We start from the raw sequence: 22,341 nt of genomic DNA, 5'->3' as shown, positions 1-22,341 counted from the left end.
CCTGCTGTCGCCAAGCTCACGTACTCAGGGCCCCGAGCGGGCCACTAAAATTGAGTTACTTAACGGTAATTAGCGTCAGTGCGTCTTCTTTGGAGTGAGAGACCTTGGCCGGATCGGCTGACTTCGACCTGTACCGCCCGTCCGAGGAGCACGACATGCTCCGCGACGCCGTCCGCTCGCTGGCCGAGGCGAAGATCGCGCCGTACGCCGCCGCGGTGGACGAGGAGGCCCGCTTCCCGCAGGAGGCCCTCGACGCCCTGGTCGCCAATGACCTGCACGCCGTGCACGTACCCGAGAGCTACGGCGGCGCGGGCGCCGACGCCCTCGCCACGGTCATCGTGATCGAGGAGGTGGCCCGCGTCTGCGCGTCCTCCTCGCTGATCCCCGCGGTGAACAAGCTCGGCTCGCTGCCGGTGATCCTCTCCGGCTCCGAGGAGCTGAAGAAGAAGTACATGACCCCGCTCGCCAAGGGCGACGCGATGTTCTCGTACTGCCTCTCCGAGCCGGACGCCGGCTCCGACGCGGCCGGCATGAAGACCAAGGCCGTCCGCGACGGCGATTACTACGTCCTCAACGGCGTCAAGCGCTGGATCACCAACGCGGGCGTCTCCGAGTACTACACCGTGATGGCGGTCACCGACCCCGACAAGCGCAGCAAGGGCATCTCCGCCTTCGTCGTCGAGAAGTCCGACCCGGGCGTCTCCTTCGGCGCCCCGGAGAAGAAGCTCGGCATCAAGGGCTCGCCCACCCGCGAGGTCTACCTCGACAACGTGCGCATCCCCGCCGACCGCATGATCGGCGCCGAGGGCACCGGCTTCGCCACCGCGATGAAGACCCTCGACCACACCCGCATCACCATCGCCGCCCAGGCCCTCGGCATCGCCCAGGGCGCCCTCGACTACGCCAAGGGCTACGTCAAGGAGCGCAAGCAGTTCGGCAAGCCGATCGCCGACTTCCAGGGCATCCAGTTCATGCTCGCCGACATGGCCATGAAGATCGAGGCCGCCCGCCAGCTCACCTACGCGGCCGCCGCCAAGTCCGAGCGCGGCGACAGCGACCTCACCTTCCAGGGCGCCGCCGCCAAGTGCTTCGCCTCCGACGTCGCCATGGAGGTCACCACGGACGCCGTCCAGCTCCTCGGCGGCTACGGCTACACCCGCGACTACCCGGTCGAGCGCATGATGCGCGACGCCAAGATCACGCAGATCTACGAGGGCACGAACCAGGTCCAGCGCATCGTGATGGCGAGGAACCTTCCCTAGCGGGGTTTCCGAGGTCGGAAGCCAGGCTGAAAACGGTCATTGACCTGCGCGAACAGCACAGCCCCCGGCATGGCGCCGGGGGCTGTGCTGTTCGCGCGGGGTGGCCGGCCGGGGGACTGGGAAACCCGTGCGATCGTCGGTCGTCGGAGCCGGTCAGCCGGACGGTGTGGGCGAGGACCACACGCCGAACCACTGCTCGGCGCCCCATGCCTCGAAGCGTTCCACCTCGGTGAAGCCCAGCTTCTCCGCGAGGCGCATCGAACCGGCGTTGGCGGTCTGGGTGTAGAGCACCACCGGCTCACCGGGCAGCGCGTCCGCGAACCAGTCGAGTGCCGCTGTGCACGCCTCGGTGGCGTACCCGTGGCCCCACGCCTGCGGCAGGAACAGGTAGCCGAGTTCCGTATCCCCCGCCTCCAGGCGGCAGTTGGCCGGTCCATCGGGGGCGTGCGGCTTGAGCTGGACCGTGCCGATCATCGCTCCGTCGCGTTCGACCACGAACCAGCCGCGGCGCTGCCCGGGCACCTCGGGCAGCGCGCGTTCGAGTTCGGCGCGCGGCCGAGGGCCACCGAGGTAGGCGTTCACCTCCGGTGAGGCGCTCAGCTCGATGACCGTCGCGCGGTCCCGGGCCTGCGACTCGCGGAGTACGAGGCGCTCGGTCCTGATCGGGGCAGGTGGCCAGGCGAGAGGTCTGGGGTCAGCCATGCCGGCCAACCTAGCCAGCAGGCTCGGAGGCGATCAAAGCGCGCGGACCGATCGAGCCATCGGCCCGGGATCGCGCCGGGGGCTGTCGTCGTACGGAGCGGGGGTCCATGGGCCGTTGGTCGTGGGGTGCGGGACCTTCGGGGTGGTACCGCGGTGCGTCGGCGGGCGCACGGTGGTGTTGGGCGGGGCCTGGCAGAGGAGGGGTGGCTGCGATGAGGTGGAGTCCGGTGAACGTGCCCCGGCCGGTGACCCGCCGCGGGGCGTGGGGGAAGGCGGCGGCCGTCGGGCTTGCGGCCGCCACGGCGGCGGCGGTGGCCGCACCGCCCGCGGGGGCCGCGGACGCGGCGCCGTACCGGGCGCAGGTGCTCCAGCGCGGCTACGACACGACGAAGGTGGTCACGCTGACCTTCGACGCCGACTGGAGCGACGCCGGGGTGCCGAGCGTGCTCAAAACCCTGAAGGCGAACGGGATCACGGCCGCCTTCTCGCTGACCGGGCGGTTCGTGGAACGCTACCCGGCCTCGACCGGCGCGATCATGAACGCGGGGAGCAAGCTGGTCAACCACAGCTACGACCACCCGTACTTCAGCAAACTGACGCGGGCTCAGCGGTGGGCGGAGCTGGACAAGGCCGAGGCGGCCTACCGCAAGCTCGGTCACGAGTCGGGCGGATGGTTCCGCGCGCCGTACCGGGACGGCTACGCCGACCCGGGTCTCAACCGGGACCTGGCGCTGCGCAAGTACTACGTCAACTGGGACTGGACCTTCGACACCACGGGCTACAAGGGCGCCTCCACCGCGACGATCCTGGCGCGGGTGCGCCAGTACACGGTGCCGGGCGCGATCATCCTGATGCACCCCGGTGAGGGTTCCTCGGACCCGGCGGCGCTGCCGCAGGTGATCTCCACGCTGCGCGCCATGGGTTACGGCTTCACCGACCCGTTCCGGACGGTGACCCAGGGAGGGATCGGCGCCAAGTACGCCTCGATGGGCGCACAGCGCTCCGGTCTGGGGGCCGCGCGGACGGTGGAGATGCCGGCCTCCACCACCGGCACGGCGGTGCAGTGGTTCGACCACGGGCGGATCTACTGGAAGAAGGGGCTCCCGGTGCACTGGGTGGCCGGAGGGATCCTGACCAAGTTCCTGTCCCTGGGCGGAGTGACCTCCTTCCTGGGCTTCCCGCTCAGCGACGAGACCGTGGTGACCGGGGGCCGCGCCTCGCAGTTCCAGGGCGGAAACGTGTACTGGTCCGGCGGCACGGGGGCGCACGAGGTGCACGGCGGGATCCTCGCGAAGTACCTGAGCCTCGGCGGTTCGGGCAGCCGGCTCGGGCTCCCGGTGAGCGACGAGTTCGGCATCGCGGCCGGGTGGCGCAGCAACTTCCAGCACGGCGCGATCGAGTGGCACTCCGCCACCCACACCGCGGTGGTCATCTACTACTGACCGCGCGGAGCGGGCGGCGCCGGTGAACAGCGGGCCCCGGGTCATCCGGACGGACGCAGCGGATCCCGCGCTTCCGTCGGATGGCGCGGGGCCGCGGCCGGGCGTACGACGGAAGGGCACGGGACCCGCCCCGAGGTCCCGCCTGCCCACAGGAGGAGCCATGGCCCAGCCCACGATGACCCCGATGAGCAAGGAGATGCAGGACTGCGTCAACGCGTGCATGTCGTGCCACAACATGTGCGAGGAGGCCATGAGCTCCTGCATGCAGATGGGCGGCCAGGCGCAGATGCAGATCATGCGCGCGCTCATGGACTGCTCGGAGATGACCCGTATGTGCGCGGACATGATGATGCGCCGCTCGCCCCTGTCGGCCGAGATGTGCGCGATGTGCGCCAAGGCGTGCGACATGTGCGCCGAGGCGTGCATGTCCATGCCCGACGACCAGGTGATGATGCGCTGTGCCGAGGCGTGTCGCCGCTGCGCCGAGACCTGCCGCACGATGGCGGGCGCCCGGATGTGAGCCTGGCGTGCGCGAGGCCGGGGGCGCCCGTTCGGGTGCCCCCGGCCTTCGTGCCGCGGCCGGTCAGTTGCCGGTGACGGTGACCTTGTCGTCGTTCTTCAGCTCGTTGACCAGGGTCTTGACCTTGGCCTTGTCCCAGACGAGGTTGCCGCCGGTGGAGCCGGAGATGGGCATGTTCATCGAGGTGCCGTCGCCGCCGTTGACGCCCTTCATCGCCCAGAACATGGAGGCCAGGTCCCACAGGCCCATGTCCTTGTCGACGGTCAGGGCGTCCAGGCCCGCGCCCATCGTGGGGTAGAGCTTGAAGGGGTTCAGGACGGTGGAGGGGGTGGCCACCTGGTGGGCCAGGGCGGCCAGGAACTTCTGCTGGTTCTTGGTGCGCTGGAGGTCGGAGGCGGCGAAGGCGTGCCGGGTGCGGACGAAGGCCAGTGCCTGCTGGCCGTTGAGCGTCTGCTCGCCCGCCTGGAAGTCGGCGCCGGAGTACTTGTCCTTGAAGGCCTTGTCGATGGTGATGTCGACGCCGCCGACCGCGTCCACGATCTTCGCGAAGCCGCCGAAGCCGATCTCCGCGTAGTGGTCGATGTGCAGGCCGGTGTTGTACTCGACGGTGCGCACCAGCAGCTCGGGGCCGTCCTCGGCGTAGGCGGCGTTCAGCTTCACGTGCCGGCCCTTGCCCTGGTAGACCTTGCCGGACGTCGAGCCCTTGTACGTGGGGATCTCCACGTCCGAGTCGCGCGGCAGCGAGATCAGCGTGTCGCCGTTGTCGCCGACGTGCAGGATCATCATCGTGTCGGTGCGCTTGCCCTCGGCGGAGCCGGTGTGCAGCTTCTGCTTGTCCGCGTCCGACAGGCCGGCGCGGCTGTCGGAGCCGACGATCAGGTAGTTCGTGCCCTTGCCGGCCTCGGGCCGGTCGATCACCTTGGACAGGTCGACGTCGCGGTGCAGCTTGGAGTCGGCCCACACATAGGTCGCCACCGAGGTCACCACCAGCACCGTGACCAGCGTGATCGCGGTCCACTTGATGCGGCGGCGCCAGTTCGGCGCGGGGCGCGCGCCGCGGGCGTACCCGTCATCGGGGCCCGCCGGGCCGCCGGTGCCGCCGCCGTAGACCTGGCCGGTGTTGTAGCCGCTGTCGTAGCCGTCCTGGCCGTGGCCCTCGTCGTAGCCCTGGCCGTTCACGTACGACGGCTGCCGCGGGACTCCCTGCGGCGGCGCGCCGTAGCCGCCGCCCTGCCCGGGCGGTGTCGCCGGGCCGCGTCGCACCTGGCGCATCACGCGCGCGCTCTCCGGCTGTGCGCCGGCACTGCCGCGTCCGTACCCGGCGCCGCGGTTGTTGTCGGACCACCCCTCGGGCCAATCATTCATGCGCCCCAGTGTGCAGGGAGCGAGTATGTGCCGTACAAGAGCCGTCGGGAAATAAGGTCAGCGCTGTTGCGAAGCTGACACAAATTCCCCGGATGTCGCCTCGGCATAAGGTGGGGGCCATGACAGACCAGGCCTCCGCCGCGGAATCCGGTACCCCGGACATCCCGGGCAAGCCGACCTCGGCCTCCCGGACCACCCTCAGCCACATCATGACCCACAACGACACCAACCTCCTGGGCACGGTGCACGGCGGAGTGATCATGAAACTGGTCGACGACGCGGCGGGCGCCGTGGCCGGCCGGCACAGCGGTGGGCCCGCGGTCACCGCGTCCATGGACGAGATGGCGTTCCTCGAGCCCGTCCGCGTCGGCGACCTCGTCCATGTGAAGGCCCAGGTCAACTGGACCGGCCGCACCTCCATGGAGGTCGGCGTGCGGGTGCTGGCCGAGCGCTGGAACGAGTCCGCCCCGCCCACCCAGGTCGGCTCGGCCTACCTGGTCTTCGCCGCCGTGGACGCCGACGGCAAGCCCCGCCGGGTCCCGCCCGTCCTCCCGGAGACCGAGCGGGACAAGCGCCGCTACCAGGAGGCCCAGATCCGCCGCACCCACCGCCTCGCCCGCCGCCGCGCCATCATGGAGCTGCGCGAGAAGCGCGTGGCCGAGGGCCACGAGGACTGATCCGGGGGCGCCGCCTCAGGAGCAGGTCACCTCGTCGCCCCGCACCACCGTGGCGCTCTGCCGGGGCGCGGTTTCGGTCCGGACCTTGTGGACCTGGCGGAAGTCCGTGCCGGCGACGACTCGCAGGGTGGGGCCCTGGCCCGGGACGGGGCGCAGCTCGCTGCCGGGCAGGGCGGCGGCCAGGGAGCGGGCCGAGCGGTCCCAGCGCGGGTCGTAGACCACGACCGTCCGCTTCACCCCGCGTTCCCTGGAGTCCACGGGCGCCGCCGTCGTTCGGAATCCGGCCGCCGCCAGCGCGCTGTCCACGCGCCTGCCGAGCCCGACCGTCCTGGTGCCGTTCTCCACCTGGACCCGGATCTGCCGCGGGGCGACCTCCACGGTCGCCGGCCGGTCCGCCGGACGCTCCGGCTGCTTGCCGGCCGGCTTGTCCGCGGCCAGCGGCCGGTCCGCGCGCAGCGTGCCGAAGAGCTTCTCCGCCTTCGCCTCGTCCCACTTCACGGTCGAGCCGAGCCCCTTCACCGCGAACGCCGGCTGAGCGATCGGGACGGTGGTGAACTCCGAGGAGGAGGGCGAGAAGTTCCGCATGGCCCGCCCGAGGTCCAGCAGCTCGTCGGTGTGGAAGCCCTTGTCCGCCCGCACCGAGCCGAGCACGGCCCGCGTCACGTCCCGGAACCTCATCGGGTTCAGCAGCACCCGCGAGGAGGTCGCCCGCTCGATGAGGGCGGCCAGGAACAGCTGCTGCCGCTTCATCCGGCCCAGATCGCTGGCTGTGTCCACGTGCCGGGAGCGGACGTACTGCAGGGCCTGGCCGCCGGTGAGCCGGTGCGTGCCGGCCGGCAGGTCGAGGCCGGTGTAGCTGTCCTTGAGCGGCTCGGCCGTGCAGATCTGCACGCCGCCGAGCACGTCGACGGTCCGCATGAAGGAGGTGAAGTCCACCTCCAGGTAGTGGTCGATCTTCAGGTGGGTCATGCCCTCGACCATCCGCACGGTCAGGTTCGGGCCGCCCTCCGCGTACGCCGCGTTCAGCTTGGCCGGGTGCGCGGGGCGCTGCCTGCCGGTGGCCGGGTCCACGCGGGTGGGGATCTCGGCGTAGGAGTCCCGCGGCAGGCTGACGATGCTGGCCCGCTCCCGGTCCTGCGACAGGTGCACGATCATCATGGTGTCCGTGCAGTGGCACGGCTGCCCGCCCAGCCGGTACCGCTGCCGCTCCTGCTCGGTGATCCGGTCGCGGCCGTCGGTGCCTACCAGCAGCACGTTCATGCCGTGGCCGGCCCGCGGGCGGTTCTTCATGTCCTTGAACGGGTCGACCCGGGTGATGTCGGCGTCCAGGCTGGAGACCACCGCGTGCCCGATGCCCGCCGAGGCGAGCACCACCACCGACAGCGTGGTCGCGGCCCGCATGGCCCAGCGCGGCCGCCGGCGCGGCACGGGCGCGTACGGGACGCGGCCGGGCCGCTCGTGCCTGCCCGGCCGGTCCGGCCGGTCCGGCCGCGAGGGTGCGACGGCCCGCTGCGGCTCCTGCCGCACATGCGCGGGTGGCCGGGACGGCGTGGTGGACATGCAGGGACACCTCCGCATATGGCGTGGGTGGGCACCGTGAGCACCGTAGGCCCATACGATCTGCAGCCCGGTCAGGCGACCCCCGCGGCGCGCACCGGTGTCCCCCGTTCGCGGTAACGTGAGCACCGATGAACGCCAAGCCCGACGTGCGGCTCCCCGCCGTGTCTGTGATCATGCCCGTCCTCAACGAGGAGCGGCATCTGCGCGGGGCCGTGGAAGCGATCCTCGCGCAGGAGTACGACGGCGAGATGGAGGTCGTGATCGCCCTGGGTCCGTCCACGGACCGTACGGACGAGATCGCCGCCGAGCTCGTCCGCGACGACCCGCGCGTGCACACCGTCCCCAACCCCACCGGCCGCACCCCCGCCGCGCTGAACGCGGCGATCAAGGCCTCCCGCCATCCGGTCGTGGTCCGCGTCGACGGCCACGGGATGCTGTCGCCGAACTACATCGCCACGGCGGTACGGCTCCTGGAGGAGACCGGCGCGCAGAACGTCGGCGGGGTCATGCACGCCGAGGGGGAGAACGACTGGGAGCACGCGGTCGCCGCGGCCATGACCTCGAAGATCGGCGTGGGCAACGCGGCCTTCCACACCGGCGGCACGGCCGGCCCGGCCGAGACGGTGTACCTGGGTGTCTTCCGCCGCGCGGCCCTGGAGCAGCAGGGCGGCTACAACGAGGAGTTCATCCGCGCCCAGGACTGGGAGCTGAACTTCCGCATCCGCGAGGCGGGCGGCCTGATCTGGTTCTCGCCCGAGCTGCGGGTCTCCTACCGGCCCCGTCCCAACGTGAAGGCGCTGGCCAAGCAGTACAAGGACTACGGCCGCTGGCGGCACGTGGTCGCCCGCTACCACGAGGGCTCCATCAACCTTCGCTACCTGGCCCCGCCCGCCGCGGTGTGCGCGATCGCGGCCGGGATCGTGGTGGGCGCGGTGCTGACGCCCTGGGGGCTGGTGGTCCCCGGCGGCTATCTGGCGGCGATCGCGGCCGGGTCGGTGCCGGCGGGCAAGGGCCTGCCGCTGAAGGCGCGGCTGCGGATACCCGTCGCGCTGGCCACCATGCACATGTCGTGGGGCTGGGGCTTCCTGACCAGCCCGAAGTCGCTGGCGAGGAAGGTCATCGCCTCCCGCCGCCCGGCGGTCGTGACCTCGGCCTGAGACCCGCGGCGCGCGCACCGGTGAACGACGAGGGCCCCTCCCGTCCGGGAGGGGCCCTTCCACGCTCTCGTACGGCTGCCGGCTACCAGCGGTAGGGCGCGTAGACGTCCATGCACTGGCTGTTGTCCGCGCCGTTGACGGCGTCGGAGTTCTTCGGGATGTCACCCGCCTTGGGCGCCGCCTGCTTCGGGTACGTGGCGCCGGTGCGCCAGTCCGCGCCCACGACGACCGTGACCCCGGAGACGTCCGTGGAGCGCTCCACCGAACCCGCCGGAACGCCCAGCGCCTTGGCGACCGCCTCCGCGTCGCCCTTCAGCTCGGCGCTCGGGTAGCGCACGACCGTCTGGTCCGCGGACACCGAACCCGACGCGTCGGCCGATGCCTTGATGAAACCTCTCTGCACCAGCGACTCGGCGACGGCGGCGGCGCGGTGCGGGACCGGGCCCAGCGTGGCCGTGCCCGTGCCGTTCTGCACCGTGACGCCGATCTGGCCGGCCGGCGCGGCCGGGTCGGCGGAGGCGGCCGGCTTGGCCGCGCTCTCCTGCTTGGCGTCCGTGGGCTTGCCGTTGGCGTCGAAGGGCACGTCGTCGCGCAGCATCTGCCAGATCTTCTTGGCGTTCTCGCCGTCCGGCACCACGTGGTCGCGGTTGAGCGGGTCCTCGACGTTGGGCATCGTCGTCATGGTGATGCGGTTGGTCGGGACCGTCTTGAGCTGCATGGCCAGGTCGTAGAGCTTCTTGACCGTGCCGATCTCCTCCGAGACCTGGAGCGACTTCGTGGCAGCCTCGGCCAGGTCCATCAGCCGGCCGGTGTCGGTGAAGACGTTCTGGCTCTTGAGCGTGCGGATCATCGAGTTCAGGTACAGGTGCTGGGCCTTGGCCCGGCCGAGGTCGCTGTAGAAGGCGTGCCGGGTGCGCAGCCACTGCAGTGCCTGCTTGCCCTCCACCTTCGTCGTGCCGGCCTTCAGCTTCAGGCCCGAGCCGCCGGGCACGCCGGGCAGCGGGCGGTCCCACACGTTCTGCTTGACGCACACGTCGACGCCGCCGATCGCGTCCGCCATCTGCACCACGCCGGAGAAGTCGATCGTCATCCAGTGGTCGATGTACACACCGGTGAGGTTCTGCCAGGTGGCGAGGGTGCAGCCGGCGCCGCCGCGGGCCAGCGACTCGTTGATGATGGCGTTGGTCGCCGGATACGCCTTGCCGGTCTTGGGGTCCGTGCACTTGGGGATGTCGACCCGGGTGTCGCGGGGGATGCTCACCACGGCGGCGCTCTTGCGGTCGGCGGAGAGGTGGATGAGCATCTCCACGTCGCCGAGCGGCGGGTTGCCGCGGTTGTCCCGGCTGCCGCCGAGCGCGATGTTCGCGTCGGAGTTGCGGCTGTCGGAGCCGATCAGCAGGATGTTCACCGGCGTCTGGCCGGCCGCGTTCGGCCCGGTCTTCTGCGCCTTGGAGTCGCCGCTGCTGCGCTCGCCCTTGCGGATGTTGTCGTTCAGGTGCTGGTAGTACAGGTATCCGGCGCCGGCCGTGCCGAGTATCACCACCGCCAGCACGGTCGCCGACCAGCGCAGTACCCGCCTCTTGGGGCGTCTGCCCCCCGTGCCGCGGCCGTTGCCGCGGTCTCCTCCGCCGCCCTGCCGGCCGCCGCCCCCCGGCGCGCCGCCGTCTCGCGGCGTGAGCGACATCGTGTCATCGACCGCAGGCCCCTCCCCGCGCAGACCGCTCTGGGTCAACTCCCCATCCTCCCCACCCTAGCCATCGAACAGGCCTGTCATACGTCGTGTTAGACGCGTGACAGGCCCGTCAGGTCACACGGTGCGCTCAACTGGCGCACTGAACCTTGTCCGCCGTGGACTTGTCGACCTCCGGCGCCTTCGAGGGAGCCGTCATCGACGTCCCCGCGCCCTTGAAGTCCTTGCCCAGGGTCAGCGTCATCGCCGGCAGGCCCTGGGAGTTGGTCACGCTCCTGCCCGGCTTGAGCGCGGACCCGGGCAGGCCCATGACGGCCGCGAGCTTGCGGGCCTGGGCCGCCTGGTCGGGCGCGTACTCGAGCGTGGTCCTGTCGAGTTCCTGGGGCGCGTTGCCCGCGTTCTCCGACTTGAGCACGCCCTCATCGTTCTGCAGCCAGGTAAGAGTCTCCTGTGCGCTGCCCGCGGCGGCGCCGCCGTTGAGGACGCGCACCCGCACCTCGGAGGCCGCGGACTGGGTGCCCTTGAGCCGGGCCGCCTCGGCGTCCTTCTGCTGCTTCTGCTTCTTCTTCACCTCGGTGAAGGACACGTCGTTCTTGATGGCGTCGAACACCTGCGGCGCGGTGGTGGGGTTGAGGACCACGGTCGCGTGGACCTTCTCCGCCGGGTTGTCGATCACCGGGGTGGTCAGGAAGGTGATGTTCTTCGTCGGCACCTTCTTCAGCTCCAGGGCCATGTCCTTGAGCGTGCCGACGTTGCCGATGCCGGTGTCGACGGTGAGCGCCTTGGTGGCCGCGTCGGCCAGGTCGTACAGCTTGGCCGGGTTGGTGAGGGTGTCGCCGGAGGACATCTTGCGCATCAGCGAACCGAGGAACTGCTGCTGCACCTTGATGCGGTCCAGGTCGCCCTGGTTGCCGAAGCTGTGCCGGGTCCGCACGAACGCCAGCGCTTGCTCGCCCTGGATCTTGTGCTCGCCGGCGGACAGCTTCAGGTGGGAGTCGGGGTCGTTGACGGCGTGCTTGAGGCACACGTCGACGCCGCCCACCGCCGAGGTCAGCGTCTTGACCGCGTTGAAGTCGGCCATCATGAAGTGGTCGGGCGCGATGCCGGTGACCTGCTTGACTGTGCGCATGGTGCAGCCGGGGTCGCGGCCGTCCTGGCCGAGGCTCGTGTTGAAGCGGACGTGGTTCGTGCCCGGGATGACCTTCGTGGAGCCGTCGGGCTGCTTGGTGGGACAGTCCGGGACGTCCACGATCAGGTCGCGCGGGATGCTCAGCGCGGTCGCGTTCGTGCGGTCCTTGGAGACGTGGAGCAGGATGTTGGTGTCCGCGTGGCCCACGCTGCCCTTGTCGCCGTAGCCCTCGTTGCCCTTGCCGGTGCGTTTGTCGGTGCCGATGACCAGTATGTTGAAGGCCTCGTCCTTGCTGAAGCCCTGCTTGGCCGCGCTGCCGACGTCGGTCGTGGTGACGTTGCCCTCCAGGTGCTTGAGCACCAGGTAGCCGCCGACGCCCGCGACGACCACCACGAACGCCATGGTGCCGCCGGTCCACAGCAGGACCTTCTTGGTCCGCGACTTCCTCTTCTCCGGCCGGCGCCCGCGCCGTCCCGGCAGCGGCTCCTCCGGCGGCGGGGTGCCGCGCCGGCGGCGCTGGCCCGGCACCGCGCCGGGCTGCGCGGTGTCACGGACCTGCTGGCGGCCGGGCGCGGCGGAGCGCCGGCCGGCGGCCGGATTCCCCGTACCGCGGGCGCTCGTGCCGCCACCCTTGCCGCCGGTGTCGCGCGGTGCGGGTCTGCGCGGACTCGGGACCGCCGACTGCGGAGCGGAAGGAGCCAGTCGCAATTCGTATTCGCCGGTGTTCGGATTGAGCACCCACTGGTCTGCGGGGTCGACGTTGTCCGCCCGCCCACGGCCTTGCGCGTCCACGGTTTACCGAATCCTCCGTCGGGGCCACGCGGCGCCCTCCCCCAACAAGGCGCTCAGTTCTGGTCACACAGTGCACGACCCCAGGAAGACCTCGCGGCCGCATGCACCGGATCGCTCACACTATCCGGCCGGTTCGGCATCGAGCGACGCCGGTGACGAATTCCACGTCCCTACAACTGGGCAATCCGCCCATTTCCTTGGACAAAAGTTCGCCTTTGGCCGCGGCTTTACCCGCAGGGGTCGTCGGCGGCGGTGTTCCCGTGGAACGTCGGGGTGGGAGAGGGTGCCCGGACCGGGCCGGCGAGCGGCGTGCCGCCGTCGAACGCGGCCTCGAAAACGTACTCACCGTAGCCGGACGGCTGCGCAGAAGAATCCCGTACGGGAGGGGAATCCGGCGCGGAATGCGGGGTGTTCGAACCCGCGGAAGGCGAATTGACGCCCGGAATGGAGCCGTTTGCCCCCGGATCCCGCGGAACTACCCCCGTGACCTCCACCGGCTGGTCGGCGCGCAGCCTGGCGAACAGTTTTCCGGCCTCCGGCTCCACGAGCTGGTCGCGATTGACGTTGTGGACGTACGACTCGCGCGGCACCGTCATGAACCGCACCCGGTCGGTGGGGATCTCCCTCAGCCCGCGCACGAGTTGGTACAGGCCGCGCAGGCTCGCGAGCGCCGGGTCGGTGGTGAGCGAGGAGGTGGCCGCGTCCAGGACCGGGTACAGCTTCACCGGGTTCAGCAGGACGTCCTCGCCGCGCACCTTGTTCACCAGCGCGCCGAGGAAGCGCTGCTGGCGCTCCATGCGGTCGGTGTCGCTGCCGTCGCCGAGCGACTTGCGCGCCCGCACGTAGCCGAGGGCCTGCTCGCCGTCGAGCGTCACCCGCCCCGCGGGCAGCCGCAGTTCGGCGTCCTTGTCGGTGACCGGCTGCTTCAGGCACACCTCGACGCCGTCGACCGCGTCCACCATCCGCTTGAAGCCCGTGAAGTCGACGACGACGTGGTGGTCGACCCGGATGTCGGTCAGCTTCTCGACGGTACGGATCAGGCAGGCCGAGCCGCCCGTCTCGTAGGCGTAGTTGAACATCGCGAACGTGGGCTCGGTGCGGCTTCCGTCCGGTTTGCGGCAGCTCGGCACGTTCACCATCAGGTCGCGGGGCAGGGACACGGCGGTCGCGCTGCGCCGGTCGGCGGCCAGGTGCAGCAGGATCACGGTGTCCGAGCGCTCGGTGCCGTTGTCGTGCCCGTACCGCGCGTTGCCGGGGCCGGAGCGGGTGTCCGAGCCGATCAGCAGGATGTTCTGGGCGCCCTTGACCAGCGCGGTCGGCCGCTCCTTCTCGTACCGCCCGAGCTCCTCGGCGGCCGCCTCGTCGGCGGTGATGTTGCCGCTGAGCTTGACGTAGGCGGCGAGCCCGGCGCCGAGGCCGCCCAGCACCAGCACACAGGCGCCGAGGGCGGCGATCCGCAGCCGCCGGGCGCGCCGCCGCCGTACGAGCCCGTCCCCGGTGGCCGACGCGCCCGTCCCCGGCCCCACGCTCGCGGTACGGTCCCCGGACGATTCCCCCGGCGTCCCAGCGCTTCGGGTCACCTCAGGACCACCCCTCTGCCGTACGAGCCGTACGAGCCGTGCGCGCCCGCTCCTGTGCTCCTCCTCCTACGACCATGACCCGGGCCGGGCGGCGGGGGTGACAGGTGGTGGGCCGAACGGGTCAACCGGGGCGGGTGGGGGCGGGCGTCAGCGGGCGGTCGCCGTGACCCGTTCGCTCTCGATCCGCTTGGCCAGGGCCTCCTCGCCGAGGCGGTCCAGGTTCCGGCAGAGCACGACCGAGCCGCCGGCGGCCAGCGGCGCGTAGAGCCCCGCGCTGAGCCCCTCCCAGGTGTCGTACGGCAGCGCCGACAGCAGCCGGGAACCCGGTCCCGTCAGGTCCAGTCCCGGCGCGTCGCGCCGCGCCCGCTCCACGACCTCGGCCGCCGTGTACTCCGCCCCGGCCACGATCAGCGCGGGCTCCTCCGGCTCCGCCGGGGCGAACGGCGCGAACACGTCTGCCTGGCCGGGCACCTCGACTGCGTAGTCGGCGAAGCCCTCCGGCGGCTGCGGGAACCGCCCGCCCAGCGGCCGCAGCGCCATCGCGACCCGTTCCCCGCGGCAGGCCCGCGCGGCCTCCACGGTGTCCGGACCGCTGACCACGACGTCGGCCGCCGCGGGGTTGCCGCCCACGTCCGCGACCGTGCCCACCGACGCGCAGGCCATCAGCCACACCGCCGTCTGCCAGTGCGCCGGCAGCAGCAGCGCGACCCGGTCGCCCGGTCCGGCGGCGAGGTCGCCCTGGAGGAGGTTCGCGGTCTTGGCCACCCAATTGGCGAAGGTGGCCACGGACAGTTCGACGCGTTCGCCCGTGGCGTCGTCGTAGAAGGTGACCAGGGGGCGTCCGGGGTCCGCGGCGAGCGCGGAACGCAGCAGGTCGGCAGGGGTGCGTTCGGTGGCGTTCACCCGCGCAAGGGTACGCCGGGCGCACCACCGGTTCGGCGCAGCGACAGCAGACGCTCCGTCAGTTCCCCGATGGACAGATATGTATGACTATGTCCAAGATCAGGGGCATGCGTCGATACGGATTCCTTGCGTCCTCGATCGGTGTCACCTGCGCGGCCGCGCTCATCCTCGCCCCGGGCCTGCCGGCGGCCTCGGCCGCCGCCCGGACCCGGCCCGGACCGGCGACAGAGACAGCGGCGCCGGCCGTCCCCGGCAGTACCCGGTCCCTGCCCCTGGCCCCCCTCGCCCGCGACCGCGCGCCGGGTGCCTCCGGCGCGGCCGAACAGGGCCTGTACCGCGCCGACGTACGGCACTTCTCGCTCGTCGGCGTCGTCTGGGACAACCCCGACACCCCACTGCACGGCAGCGTCCAGGTCCGCACCCGCTCCACCGACACCGGCGCCTGGTCCGACTGGCAGGACGTCGACACCCACAACGCCGACCACGGCGCCGACCCCGGCACCGCCGAGCGCACCACGGGCCATCCGCGCGGCGCCACCGCCCCCCTGTGGGTGGGCGACTGCGACGGCGTCGACGTGCGCGTCCGCGCGGACACCGGCGACCACGGCGGGGGCGCGGCCGGCGACCCGCCCGTCCCGCTGCCGTCCGGGCTGCGCCTCGAACTCGTCGACCCGGGGGACCCCGGCGACTCGGGTGGTTCCGGCGTCCTCGATGACTCGGGTGGTTCCGGCGTGCCCGGTGACTTCGACGGCGCACTTCAGGCGGACGGTGCGGCCGCCCCCGCCGCGGGCCCCGCCGGCGACCCCTCGCGCACCGGCGAGCTCAGCGAGGAGGCGACCGCCGCCTCCGCCGCCAACGCCGGCCTCGCCCCGCTCGGCGCCACCGAGATCCCCGCCCTCGACCGCGAGGACACCGAGCGGGAACTGCTCGCCCTGCGCGGCGACGAACTGACGGAACGCCAGCGCGCGCAGCCCCACATCGGCCCCCGCCCCCGCATCGTCACCCGCCGCGGCTGGGGCGCGGACGAGTCGCTGCGCGCCCACGGGTTCGTCTACACCAAGAAGGTCAAGGCGGCCTTCGTCCACCACACCGCCTCCGGCAACAACTACCGCTGCTCCCAGGCCCCCTCGGTCATCCGCAGCATCTACCGCTACCACGTCGAGAGCATGGGCTGGCGGGACATCGGCTACAACTTCCTCGTCGACAAGTGCGGCACCATCTACGAGGGCCGCGCCGGCGGCGTGGCGAAGGCCGTGCTGGGCGCCCACACCACGGGCTTCAACAGCAACAGCGTCGGCATCGCCGTGATCGGCACCTACAGCAGGACCAAACCCTCCGCGGCCGCCGTCACCGCCGTCGCACGCCTGACCGCGTGGAAGCTCGGCCTCTACGGGATGAATCCGCGCGGAAAGACATATCTGAAGTCCGGTGGTGGCAACCTCTACCAAAAAGGAAAGAACGTACGCCTGAACGTGATCTCCGGCCACCGGGACGGCTTCGCCACCGACTGCCCCGGCAAGCAGCTCTACGGCAGGCTCGGCTCGGCCCGCTCGGCCGCGGCGCGCTACCAGGGACGCTGACGGACGGAAAACCGAACGGCACCCATGGCGTCGGAGAGCTGGACAACCGTCTGCATACACTGGCCGGCCGAAGAACAGTTCGGCCGGTCCCGGCAGGAAGCAGAGACGACAGGTGACAGAAGCGATCCTCCTGGTCGGCGGCAAGGGCACCCGGCTGCGCCCTCTGACGGTGCACACCCCCAAGCCGATGGTGCGGGCGGCGGGGGTCCCGTTCCTCACGCACCAGCTGGCGCGGGCGAGAGCCGCGGGCGTCGAGCACATCGTGCTCGCCACGTCCTATCTGGCCGAGGTCTTCGAACCGTACTTCGGCGACGGCTCCTCGCTCGGCCTCCACCTCGAGTACGTGACCGAGGAGGAGCCCCTGGGCACCGGCGGCGCCATCCGCAACGTCGCCTCGCGCCTGCACTCCGGCCCCGACGAGCCGGTCCTGGTCTTCAACGGCGACATCCTGACCGGGCTGGACATCAGGGCGCTGGTGCGCACGCACGAGGCGACGGGCGCGGACGTCTCCCTGCACCTGACCAAGGTGAGCGACCCCCGGGCGTACGGCCTCGTCCCCACGGACGGGACCGGGCGGGTCCTCGCCTTCCTGGAGAAGCCGCAGACCCCCGAGGAGATCGTCACCGACCAGATCAACGCGGGGGCGTACGTCTTCCGCCGCTCGGTCATCGACACGATCCCGCACGGCCGCCCCGTGTCGGTGGAGCGCGAGACCTTCCCCGGCCTGCTGTCCGCCGGCGCGCATCTCCAGGGCATGGTGGACTCCACCTACTGGCTGGACCTCGGCACCCCGGCCGCCTTCGTCCGCGGCTCGGCCGACCTGGTCATGGGGCGCGCCCCGTCCCCGGCCGTGCCCGGCCGCTGCGGCGACCGCCTGGTCCTGCCCACGGCCGTGGTCGCGCCCGACGCCAAGCTGACCGGGGGGACCGTGGTGGGCGAGGGCGCGTTCGTCGCCGAGGGCGCGCGGGTCGACGGCAGCACGATCCTGCCCGGCGCGGTCATCGAGCCCGGCGCCGTCATCACCGACTCGCTCATCGGCACCCGCGCCCGCATCGGCACCCGCTCCGTCCTCACGGGCACGGTCGTCGGCGACGGCGCGGTGGTGGGCGCGGACAACGAACTGCGCGAAGGCGTACGGGTGTGGTGCGACGCCCGGATCCCGGCGGGGGCCGTGCGTTTCTCGTCCGACCAGTAGGCGGACGGCGGCGGTCGCGGGCAGCCGGTGGCCGGTGTCCGGGGCTGGTGGCCGGTAAGCGGTCGGCGGGTGACCGTGGGGCGGGGTGTGCCGTAGGGGGCCCACCTCGCCGCGGTTCACAACCGTCCGATGTCGCCCTTGGGCATCCGCGGGGCACGCCTCGGCGGTACCCGCCCGCTCAGCAGGATCAGCCGGACGGCCCGGTGCCGCTGTCCCGCGTACGGCTCGAGCAGCCGCAGCATCTCCGCGTCGTCCGCGCCGCGGTTCCCGGCCAGCGCGAAGCCCACGATCCCCGGCAGGTGCAGGTCCCCGACCGTCACCGCGTCCGCCGCGCCGTGGCTGCGCTGCACGGTCTCCGCCGACGTCCACGGCCCGATCCCGGAGACCAGCTCCAGCCGCTCCCGCGCCGCCGCCGGAGGCATCCGCACCGCCTCCTCGAGACGCGCCGCGACCCGCACCGCGCGCAGGACGGCCGACGCCCGCTTGTAGTCGACGTTGGCCCGGTGCCACTCCCAGGAGGGGATCAGCGCCCACGTCCGGGGCGCCGGCATGACGCACATCCGCCCGGGCGCCGGTCCGGGCGCGGGCTCCCCGTACTTCCGCACCAGCACCCGCCAGGAGGCGTACGCCTCGGCCGTCGTCACCTTCTGCTCGAGGATCGACGGGATCAGCGACTCCAGCACCAGCCCGGTCCGGGTCAGCCGCAGCCCCGGCCGCCGGTGCCGGGTCAGCGCGAGCAGCCGGTGCCGGGGCTCGAACGCGGACGGGTCGTCGGCGGCCCCGAGCAGCTCCGGCAGCCGCTCCAGCAGCCACTCGGCCCCCGGCCCCCACGCCTGGCCGCACACCTGCCCACCGCGCGCGAAGACCCGTAGCGTCCCGGGGCCCAGGGGAGTGCGGCTGGCCCGCCACACCGAGCCGTCGGGCATCGCGCGGAACGTCGGATCGCCCGGCCCGCGCCGCAGCGGACCGAGCACCAGGCCGAGGTCCAGCGGTCCGTCCGGCGCCCAGATGCGCTCCCGGGCCGGCTGCACCGCCTGGCGCGGGACGGCCCCGGAGGGTGCCGCGGGTGCGGAGGGTGCCGCGGGCGCCGCGGGCACGGCGACATGACCACCGCGCACGGTGGTGCGGGTGGGGCGCGGTGCGAAGCGTCCTGCCACGGCGGGGTTCCAGGGGGTGTCGGATGGGGGTGCTTGTGGGTGGTGTTGCGGGCGGCCGGAGAGCGAGGGCCCAGGAGAGCCTATGCGGTCGTCCCGCCGGGCACGCCCACCTCAGCTCATCTCACAACACCCGGCCGCTCCCCGCCCCCGCGTCTCACAACACCCGGCGGCTCACCGCCCCCGCGTCTCACAGCGCCCGGCGGCTCACCGCTCCCGCGTCTCACAGCGCCCGGCGGCTCACCGCTCCCGCGTCTCACAGCGCCCGGCGGCTCACCGCTCCCGCGTCTCACCGCGCCTTCTCACCGCACCTCGATGAACGCGTCCGCGTCCCGGTCCGGCCGGGGCTTCGGCGGTTCGGCGGGATGCCCGATCGCCACCGCGCCCATGGGGTCCCAGTCCCGCGGCAGCCCGAGCACCTCGCGCACCACGTCACGGCAGAACATCGTCGAGGACACCCACGCCGAGCCGAGCCGCTCGCCCGCCAGCGCGACCAGGAAGTTCTGCACCCCGGCGCCGGCGGCGACCACGAACATCTCGCGCTCGGCCGCGTCGCGCCGCTCGTCGCCGTAGGTGTGCGACCCGTCCATGACCAGGCAGGGGACCGCCAGGTACGGGGCGTTGCGCAGGACGTCCCCGCGCCGGACGCGCTTGGCGATCGACTCCTCGCTCCTGCCGTCCCGGCGCAGGTCGGCGATCCAGGCCTCGCGCATCGCGTCGAGCAGCCGGGTGCGCGACTCCGGCGACTCCAGGAGGACGAACCGCCAGGGCGTGGTGTGGTGCGGCGCGGGAGCGGTCACCGCGGCGGCGACCGCGCGCCGCACCGAGCCGGGATCGACGGGCTCGTCGGTGAAGGACCGTACGGTACGCCGTCCGGTCACCGCCTCCCGTACGGCCTCGGAGGTGCCGAGGCGGAACATGTCGTCGCGCGCGTCACGCACCAGGGCACGCGCGCCCTGTCCGCCGTCCTCGCCGTCCTCGCCGTGTCCGTCCCGCCCGCCGTGCCCGTGCGTGAGGTGTGCCAGTCCGCGCACCACGGCGACGGGCAGTCCGGCGGCCTTGCCCTTGACCAGGTCGCCGGCGGCGGCGAGTTCGTCGGCGGTGGCGACGACGGTCGCGCTGAGCGGGTTGCCGTACGCGTCGGTGCCGCCGCGCAGGTCGTCGAGGACGCGCAGGCCGGCCGCGCCGATGGCGACGTCGGTGAGGCCCGCGCGCCAGGGGCGCCCGAAGGTGTCGGTCACGAGCACCCCGACGTCGACGCCGAGGATGTCGCGCAGCCCGTCGCGGATCGCCCGCGCGGAGGCGTCGGGGTCCTCGGGCAGCAACAGGACGGTGCCCGCGGGGGTGTTGGAGGCGTCGACCCCGGCGGCCGCCATGACCAGGCCCTGCCGGTTCTCCACGATCCGCAGGGGTCCGCGGCGGGCGACCACGCGCACGGTCTCGGCGTCGATCGCGGCCTCCCGGTCGGCGGCCTCGACCAGGCGCCCCTCCGCCTTGGACACGATCTTGGAGGTGACGAGCAGCACGTCCCCGTCGGCCAGTGCGGGTTCCGCGGCGGCGATCAGCTTGGCCAGGTCGTCGCCGTACGCCACCTCGGGCATCCCGGCCACGGCCCAGACCCGGTAGGCGGGGCGCCCCGGGGCGTCGGAGCCGGCGCGGTGGGCCGGGGGTCGCCCGTCGCCCCGCGCGGGGTCAGCCGGCGTACCGCTCGTACCGCTCACGTCGTGCGCACCTCCTCGGCCAGCGCCAGCGCCTCGCGCGCCATCTGCGCGGCCGCGTCGGCGTCGGTCATCATCAGCGGCACCGCGCGGCAGCGGATCCCGGCCGCCTCCACCCGCTCCACGGCGGCCTCGTCCACGGTGTCCACGAGCCAGCCGTCGAGCAGCCCCGAGCCGTAGTGCTCGGCCACCGCCGCCGCCGTGGACTCCACGCCCACCGCCGCGAGGACCTTGTCGGCCATGCCGCGCACGGGCGCGTCCCCGACGATGGGGGACAGGCCGATCACCGGCACCCCGGCGTCGGCGATCGCCTCCCTCATCCCCGGCACGGCCAGGATGGTGCCGATGGAGACGACGGGGTTGGACGGCGGGAAGAGGATCACGTCCGCCTCGGCGATCGCCTCCAGCACGCCCGGCGCCGGCTTCGCCTGCTCCGCGCCGACCGGCACGACCGCCTCGGCCGGCACCGAGGCCCGCAGCCGCACCCAGTACTCCTGGAAGTGCACCGCCTTGCGCTCGCCGTCGATCTCGACGGCGACATGGGTCTCCACCCGGTCGTCCGTCATGGGGATCAGCCGCACGCCGGGCTTCCACCGGTCGCACAGCGCCTCGGTCACCGCGCTGAGCGGGTAGCCCGCGCCGATCATCTGGGAGCGCACGATGTGCGTGGCGAAGTCCCGGTCGCCGAGCCCGAACCACTCGGGACCGGCGCCGTAGGCCGTGAGTTCCTCCTTGAGGTGGAAGGTCTCCTCGGCCCGGCCCCAGCCCTGCTCCTCGTTGATGCCGCCGCCGAGCGTGTACATCACCGTGTCCAGGTCCGGGCAGACCTTCAGCCCGAAGAGGTGGATGTCGTCACCGGTGTTGCCGATGACCGTGATGTCCGCGTCCGGCACGGCCCGCTTCAGACCGCGCAGGAACCGGGCACCGCCGATGCCGCCTGCCAGAACCACAATCCGCATGGGGGCAAGTCTTGCAGGCCGCTACGACAACGCGGCACACGACGGGGCACGGCACCCGCCGGCACCGCGCGGCCTTCGGCGTTACGTGACCGCCGGCACCGCGTGACCGCCGGCACCGCGAGGCCGTCAGCAGCGCGCCGCCGCCCGTGCCGCCGCGTCCGCGCCCGCGCCTGCGTCCGCGTCCGCGTGTTCCGGGTGCGCGGGCGCCGACGTGTGCATGGGCATCTCGGTCAGGCCGGGGAAGTAGACGTGCAGGCTGATCGCCGGCTCCAGGGTGTCGTTGACGACCTCGTGGACGTAACCCGGCGCGAACACCCGCTGCGCGCCGGGGCCCAGCGCGCGCGTGCCGCGCTCCGTGCGCTCGGTCAGCGTGCCGTCCAGGACGGTCAGCACGCCGGAGGAGCGGCCGTGGTCGTGGGTCCCGCTGCCCTGCCCGGGCACCCAGGACAGCAGCCACACCTCGTACCCGGGACCGGTGCGCAGCCGGTGGTACCAGCGTGTCGTGGCGTCGTAGCGCACGAGGTGCTCCCACTGGGCGCGGTCGGCGGCGACGGAGCGGGCGAGGCCGGCGAACTCGGCCACGGTGACCGGGTGCTCGCGCGGGGCCTGGAGGAGGTGCGGGACTTCGAGGATGTCGCCGGCGATCTGGATGTCGCTGTCGCTGTTCATGGGGGTGGGGGGTTCCTCAGTGAAAGAAGGTCAGCGGGGAACGGGTGCGCCCGGGGACACGAGGACCCGGGCGGCGGCTGGAGCGCGCTTGACGCGCGTGGCTCAACAGCCGCAGTGGCGACAGCTACAGCGAGCGCGGGCAGCACCGTGGGACCCGGCGGTGCGGGTCGGGGTGAGTGCCGAGTTCGCGAGCATGCCCACAAGGACAGCGGTTCACACCTCCACTGTCAACTCGACGCCCGGAATGTGGGACATGTTTCACCTCATCCGGTTCATCTCCCAGGTGA

18 protein-coding genes are annotated in these 22,341 nt (G+C 72.4%); 7 read left to right on the top strand and 11 right to left on the bottom strand.

The genetic code is table 11. The features are described from left to right. Window positions 1-104 precede the first annotated feature (104 nt). Window positions 105-1,262 carry an acyl-CoA dehydrogenase gene (locus tag IE217_RS30550; protein ID WP_268249188.1) on the top strand — a complete coding sequence of 386 codons (1,158 nt, stop codon included), beginning with the start codon at window positions 105-107 and terminating at the stop codon, window positions 1,260-1,262. 153 nt (window positions 1,263-1,415) lie between these two features. Here the strand turns inward: IE217_RS30550 and IE217_RS30545 are convergent, their stop codons facing one another. Then, complete coding sequence (locus IE217_RS30545; RefSeq protein ID WP_190181203.1) at window positions 1,416-1,964, bottom strand: GNAT family N-acetyltransferase; 549 nt, start codon at window positions 1,962-1,964, stop codon at window positions 1,416-1,418. A gap of 212 nt (window positions 1,965-2,176) precedes the next feature. Between IE217_RS30545 and IE217_RS30540 the strand changes: the two genes are divergently transcribed. Further along, a complete protein-coding gene (locus tag IE217_RS30540) occupies window positions 2,177-3,406 on the top strand; it encodes a polysaccharide deacetylase family protein (protein WP_190181202.1) in 1,230 nt (409 codons plus the stop codon). Between the two features lie 160 nt (window positions 3,407-3,566). Further along, a complete protein-coding gene (locus tag IE217_RS30535) occupies window positions 3,567-3,926 on the top strand; it encodes a four-helix bundle copper-binding protein (RefSeq protein WP_190181201.1) in 360 nt (119 codons plus the stop codon). 63 nt (window positions 3,927-3,989) lie between these two features. Here the strand turns inward: IE217_RS30535 and IE217_RS30530 are convergent, their stop codons facing one another. Beyond that, on the bottom strand, window positions 3,990-5,291 hold the full coding sequence (locus IE217_RS30530) for an LCP family protein (RefSeq protein WP_190181200.1): 1,302 nt from the start codon (window positions 5,289-5,291) through the stop codon (window positions 3,990-3,992). Window positions 5,292-5,410: 119 nt separating this feature from the next. Between IE217_RS30530 and IE217_RS30525 the strand changes: the two genes are divergently transcribed. Further along, window positions 5,411-5,968, top strand: a complete 558-nt coding sequence (locus IE217_RS30525) for an acyl-CoA thioesterase (protein ID WP_190181199.1) — start codon at window positions 5,411-5,413, stop codon at window positions 5,966-5,968. Window positions 5,969-5,983: 15 nt separating this feature from the next. On the opposite strand, the gene IE217_RS30520 is transcribed toward IE217_RS30525, so the two are convergent. Continuing rightward, window positions 5,984-7,528 carry an LCP family protein gene (locus tag IE217_RS30520; RefSeq protein ID WP_190181198.1) on the bottom strand — a complete coding sequence of 515 codons (1,545 nt, stop codon included), beginning with the start codon at window positions 7,526-7,528 and terminating at the stop codon, window positions 5,984-5,986. A gap of 128 nt (window positions 7,529-7,656) precedes the next feature. On the opposite strand from IE217_RS30520, the gene IE217_RS30515 reads away from it, so the two are divergent. After that, window positions 7,657-8,685: a glycosyltransferase family 2 protein gene (locus tag IE217_RS30515; RefSeq protein WP_190181197.1), complete on the top strand. Its 1,029-nt coding sequence runs from the start codon at window positions 7,657-7,659 to the stop codon at window positions 8,683-8,685. An 82-nt stretch (window positions 8,686-8,767) separates the two neighbouring features. Here the strand turns inward: IE217_RS30515 and IE217_RS30510 are convergent, their stop codons facing one another. From IE217_RS30510 to IE217_RS30495, 4 genes are all read right to left on the bottom strand, one after another. Then, on the bottom strand, window positions 8,768-10,369 hold the full coding sequence (locus tag IE217_RS30510; RefSeq protein WP_190181256.1) for an LCP family protein: 1,602 nt from the start codon (window positions 10,367-10,369) through the stop codon (window positions 8,768-8,770). A gap of 136 nt (window positions 10,370-10,505) precedes the next feature. Beyond that, window positions 10,506-12,296, bottom strand: a complete 1,791-nt coding sequence (locus IE217_RS30505; protein ID WP_190181196.1) for an LCP family protein — start codon at window positions 12,294-12,296, stop codon at window positions 10,506-10,508. A gap of 227 nt (window positions 12,297-12,523) precedes the next feature. After that, the gene (locus tag IE217_RS30500) at window positions 12,524-13,876 is read right to left on the bottom strand and encodes an LCP family protein (protein ID WP_190181195.1); all 1,353 of its coding nucleotides are present in this window, start codon (window positions 13,874-13,876) and stop codon (window positions 12,524-12,526) included. Window positions 13,877-14,023: 147 nt separating this feature from the next. Next, the gene (locus IE217_RS30495; protein ID WP_190181194.1) at window positions 14,024-14,779 is read right to left on the bottom strand and encodes a TIGR03089 family protein; all 756 of its coding nucleotides are present in this window, start codon (window positions 14,777-14,779) and stop codon (window positions 14,024-14,026) included. Between the two features lie 89 nt (window positions 14,780-14,868). On the opposite strand from IE217_RS30495, the gene IE217_RS30490 reads away from it, so the two are divergent. Together IE217_RS30490 and manB are read left to right on the top strand one after the other, a co-directional pair. Beyond that, window positions 14,869-16,359, top strand: a complete 1,491-nt coding sequence (locus IE217_RS30490) for a peptidoglycan recognition protein family protein (RefSeq protein ID WP_190181255.1) — start codon at window positions 14,869-14,871, stop codon at window positions 16,357-16,359. A gap of 112 nt (window positions 16,360-16,471) precedes the next feature. Beyond that, window positions 16,472-17,554: a mannose-1-phosphate guanylyltransferase gene (gene manB / locus IE217_RS30485; RefSeq protein WP_190181193.1), complete on the top strand. Its 1,083-nt coding sequence runs from the start codon at window positions 16,472-16,474 to the stop codon at window positions 17,552-17,554. Between the two features lie 116 nt (window positions 17,555-17,670). Here the strand turns inward: manB and IE217_RS30480 are convergent, their stop codons facing one another. From IE217_RS30480 to IE217_RS30465, 4 genes are all read right to left on the bottom strand, one after another. After that, window positions 17,671-18,711, bottom strand: coding sequence for a DNA-3-methyladenine glycosylase family protein (locus IE217_RS30480; protein ID WP_190181192.1), 1,041 nt, complete (start codon window positions 18,709-18,711; stop codon window positions 17,671-17,673). Between the two features lie 299 nt (window positions 18,712-19,010). After that, complete coding sequence (locus tag IE217_RS30475) at window positions 19,011-20,429, bottom strand: coenzyme F420-0:L-glutamate ligase (RefSeq protein WP_268249187.1); 1,419 nt, start codon at window positions 20,427-20,429, stop codon at window positions 19,011-19,013. Further along, complete coding sequence (gene cofD / locus IE217_RS30470) at window positions 20,426-21,385, bottom strand: 2-phospho-L-lactate transferase (RefSeq protein WP_190181191.1); 960 nt, start codon at window positions 21,383-21,385, stop codon at window positions 20,426-20,428. The genes IE217_RS30475 and cofD overlap by 4 nt, the downstream gene beginning before the upstream one ends. Window positions 21,386-21,511: 126 nt before the next feature. Beyond that, the gene (locus tag IE217_RS30465) at window positions 21,512-22,054 is read right to left on the bottom strand and encodes a cysteine dioxygenase (RefSeq protein WP_190181190.1); all 543 of its coding nucleotides are present in this window, start codon (window positions 22,052-22,054) and stop codon (window positions 21,512-21,514) included. Between the last annotated feature and the right edge of the window lie 287 nt (window positions 22,055-22,341).

Origin of the sequence: Streptomyces naganishii JCM 4654 (assembly GCF_014650575.1) — a bacterium.
In the GTDB taxonomy this organism is placed as follows: Bacteria; Actinomycetota; Actinomycetes; order Streptomycetales; family Streptomycetaceae; genus Streptomyces; species Streptomyces naganishii.
Note: the sequence above shows the minus strand (reverse complement) of the source record. Positions and strands in the feature narration are given on the sequence as shown.

Bases quoted from the DNA above. Each gene is read 5' to 3' on its own strand.
- IE217_RS30545 (WP_190181203.1), bottom strand. From the start codon at position 1,964: ATGGCTGACCCCAGACCTCTCGCCTGGCCACCTGCCCCGATCAGGACC.
- IE217_RS30540 (WP_190181202.1), top strand. From the start codon at position 2,177: ATGAGGTGGAGTCCGGTGAACGTGCCCCGGCCGGTGACCCGCCGCGGG.
- IE217_RS30535 (WP_190181201.1), top strand. From the start codon at position 3,567: ATGGCCCAGCCCACGATGACCCCGATGAGCAAGGAGATGCAGGACTGC.
- IE217_RS30530 (WP_190181200.1), bottom strand. From the start codon at position 5,291: ATGAATGATTGGCCCGAGGGGTGGTCCGACAACAACCGCGGCGCCGGG.
- IE217_RS30525 (WP_190181199.1), top strand. From the start codon at position 5,411: ATGACAGACCAGGCCTCCGCCGCGGAATCCGGTACCCCGGACATCCCG.
- IE217_RS30520 (WP_190181198.1), bottom strand. From the start codon at position 7,528: ATGTCCACCACGCCGTCCCGGCCACCCGCGCATGTGCGGCAGGAGCCG.
- IE217_RS30515 (WP_190181197.1), top strand. From the start codon at position 7,657: ATGAACGCCAAGCCCGACGTGCGGCTCCCCGCCGTGTCTGTGATCATG.
- IE217_RS30510 (WP_190181256.1), bottom strand. From the start codon at position 10,369: ATGTCGCTCACGCCGCGAGACGGCGGCGCGCCGGGGGGCGGCGGCCGG.
- IE217_RS30490 (WP_190181255.1), top strand. From the start codon at position 14,869: ATGTCCAAGATCAGGGGCATGCGTCGATACGGATTCCTTGCGTCCTCG.
- cofD (WP_190181191.1), bottom strand. From the start codon at position 21,385: ATGCGGATTGTGGTTCTGGCAGGCGGCATCGGCGGTGCCCGGTTCCTG.
- IE217_RS30465 (WP_190181190.1), bottom strand. From the start codon at position 22,054: ATGAACAGCGACAGCGACATCCAGATCGCCGGCGACATCCTCGAAGTC.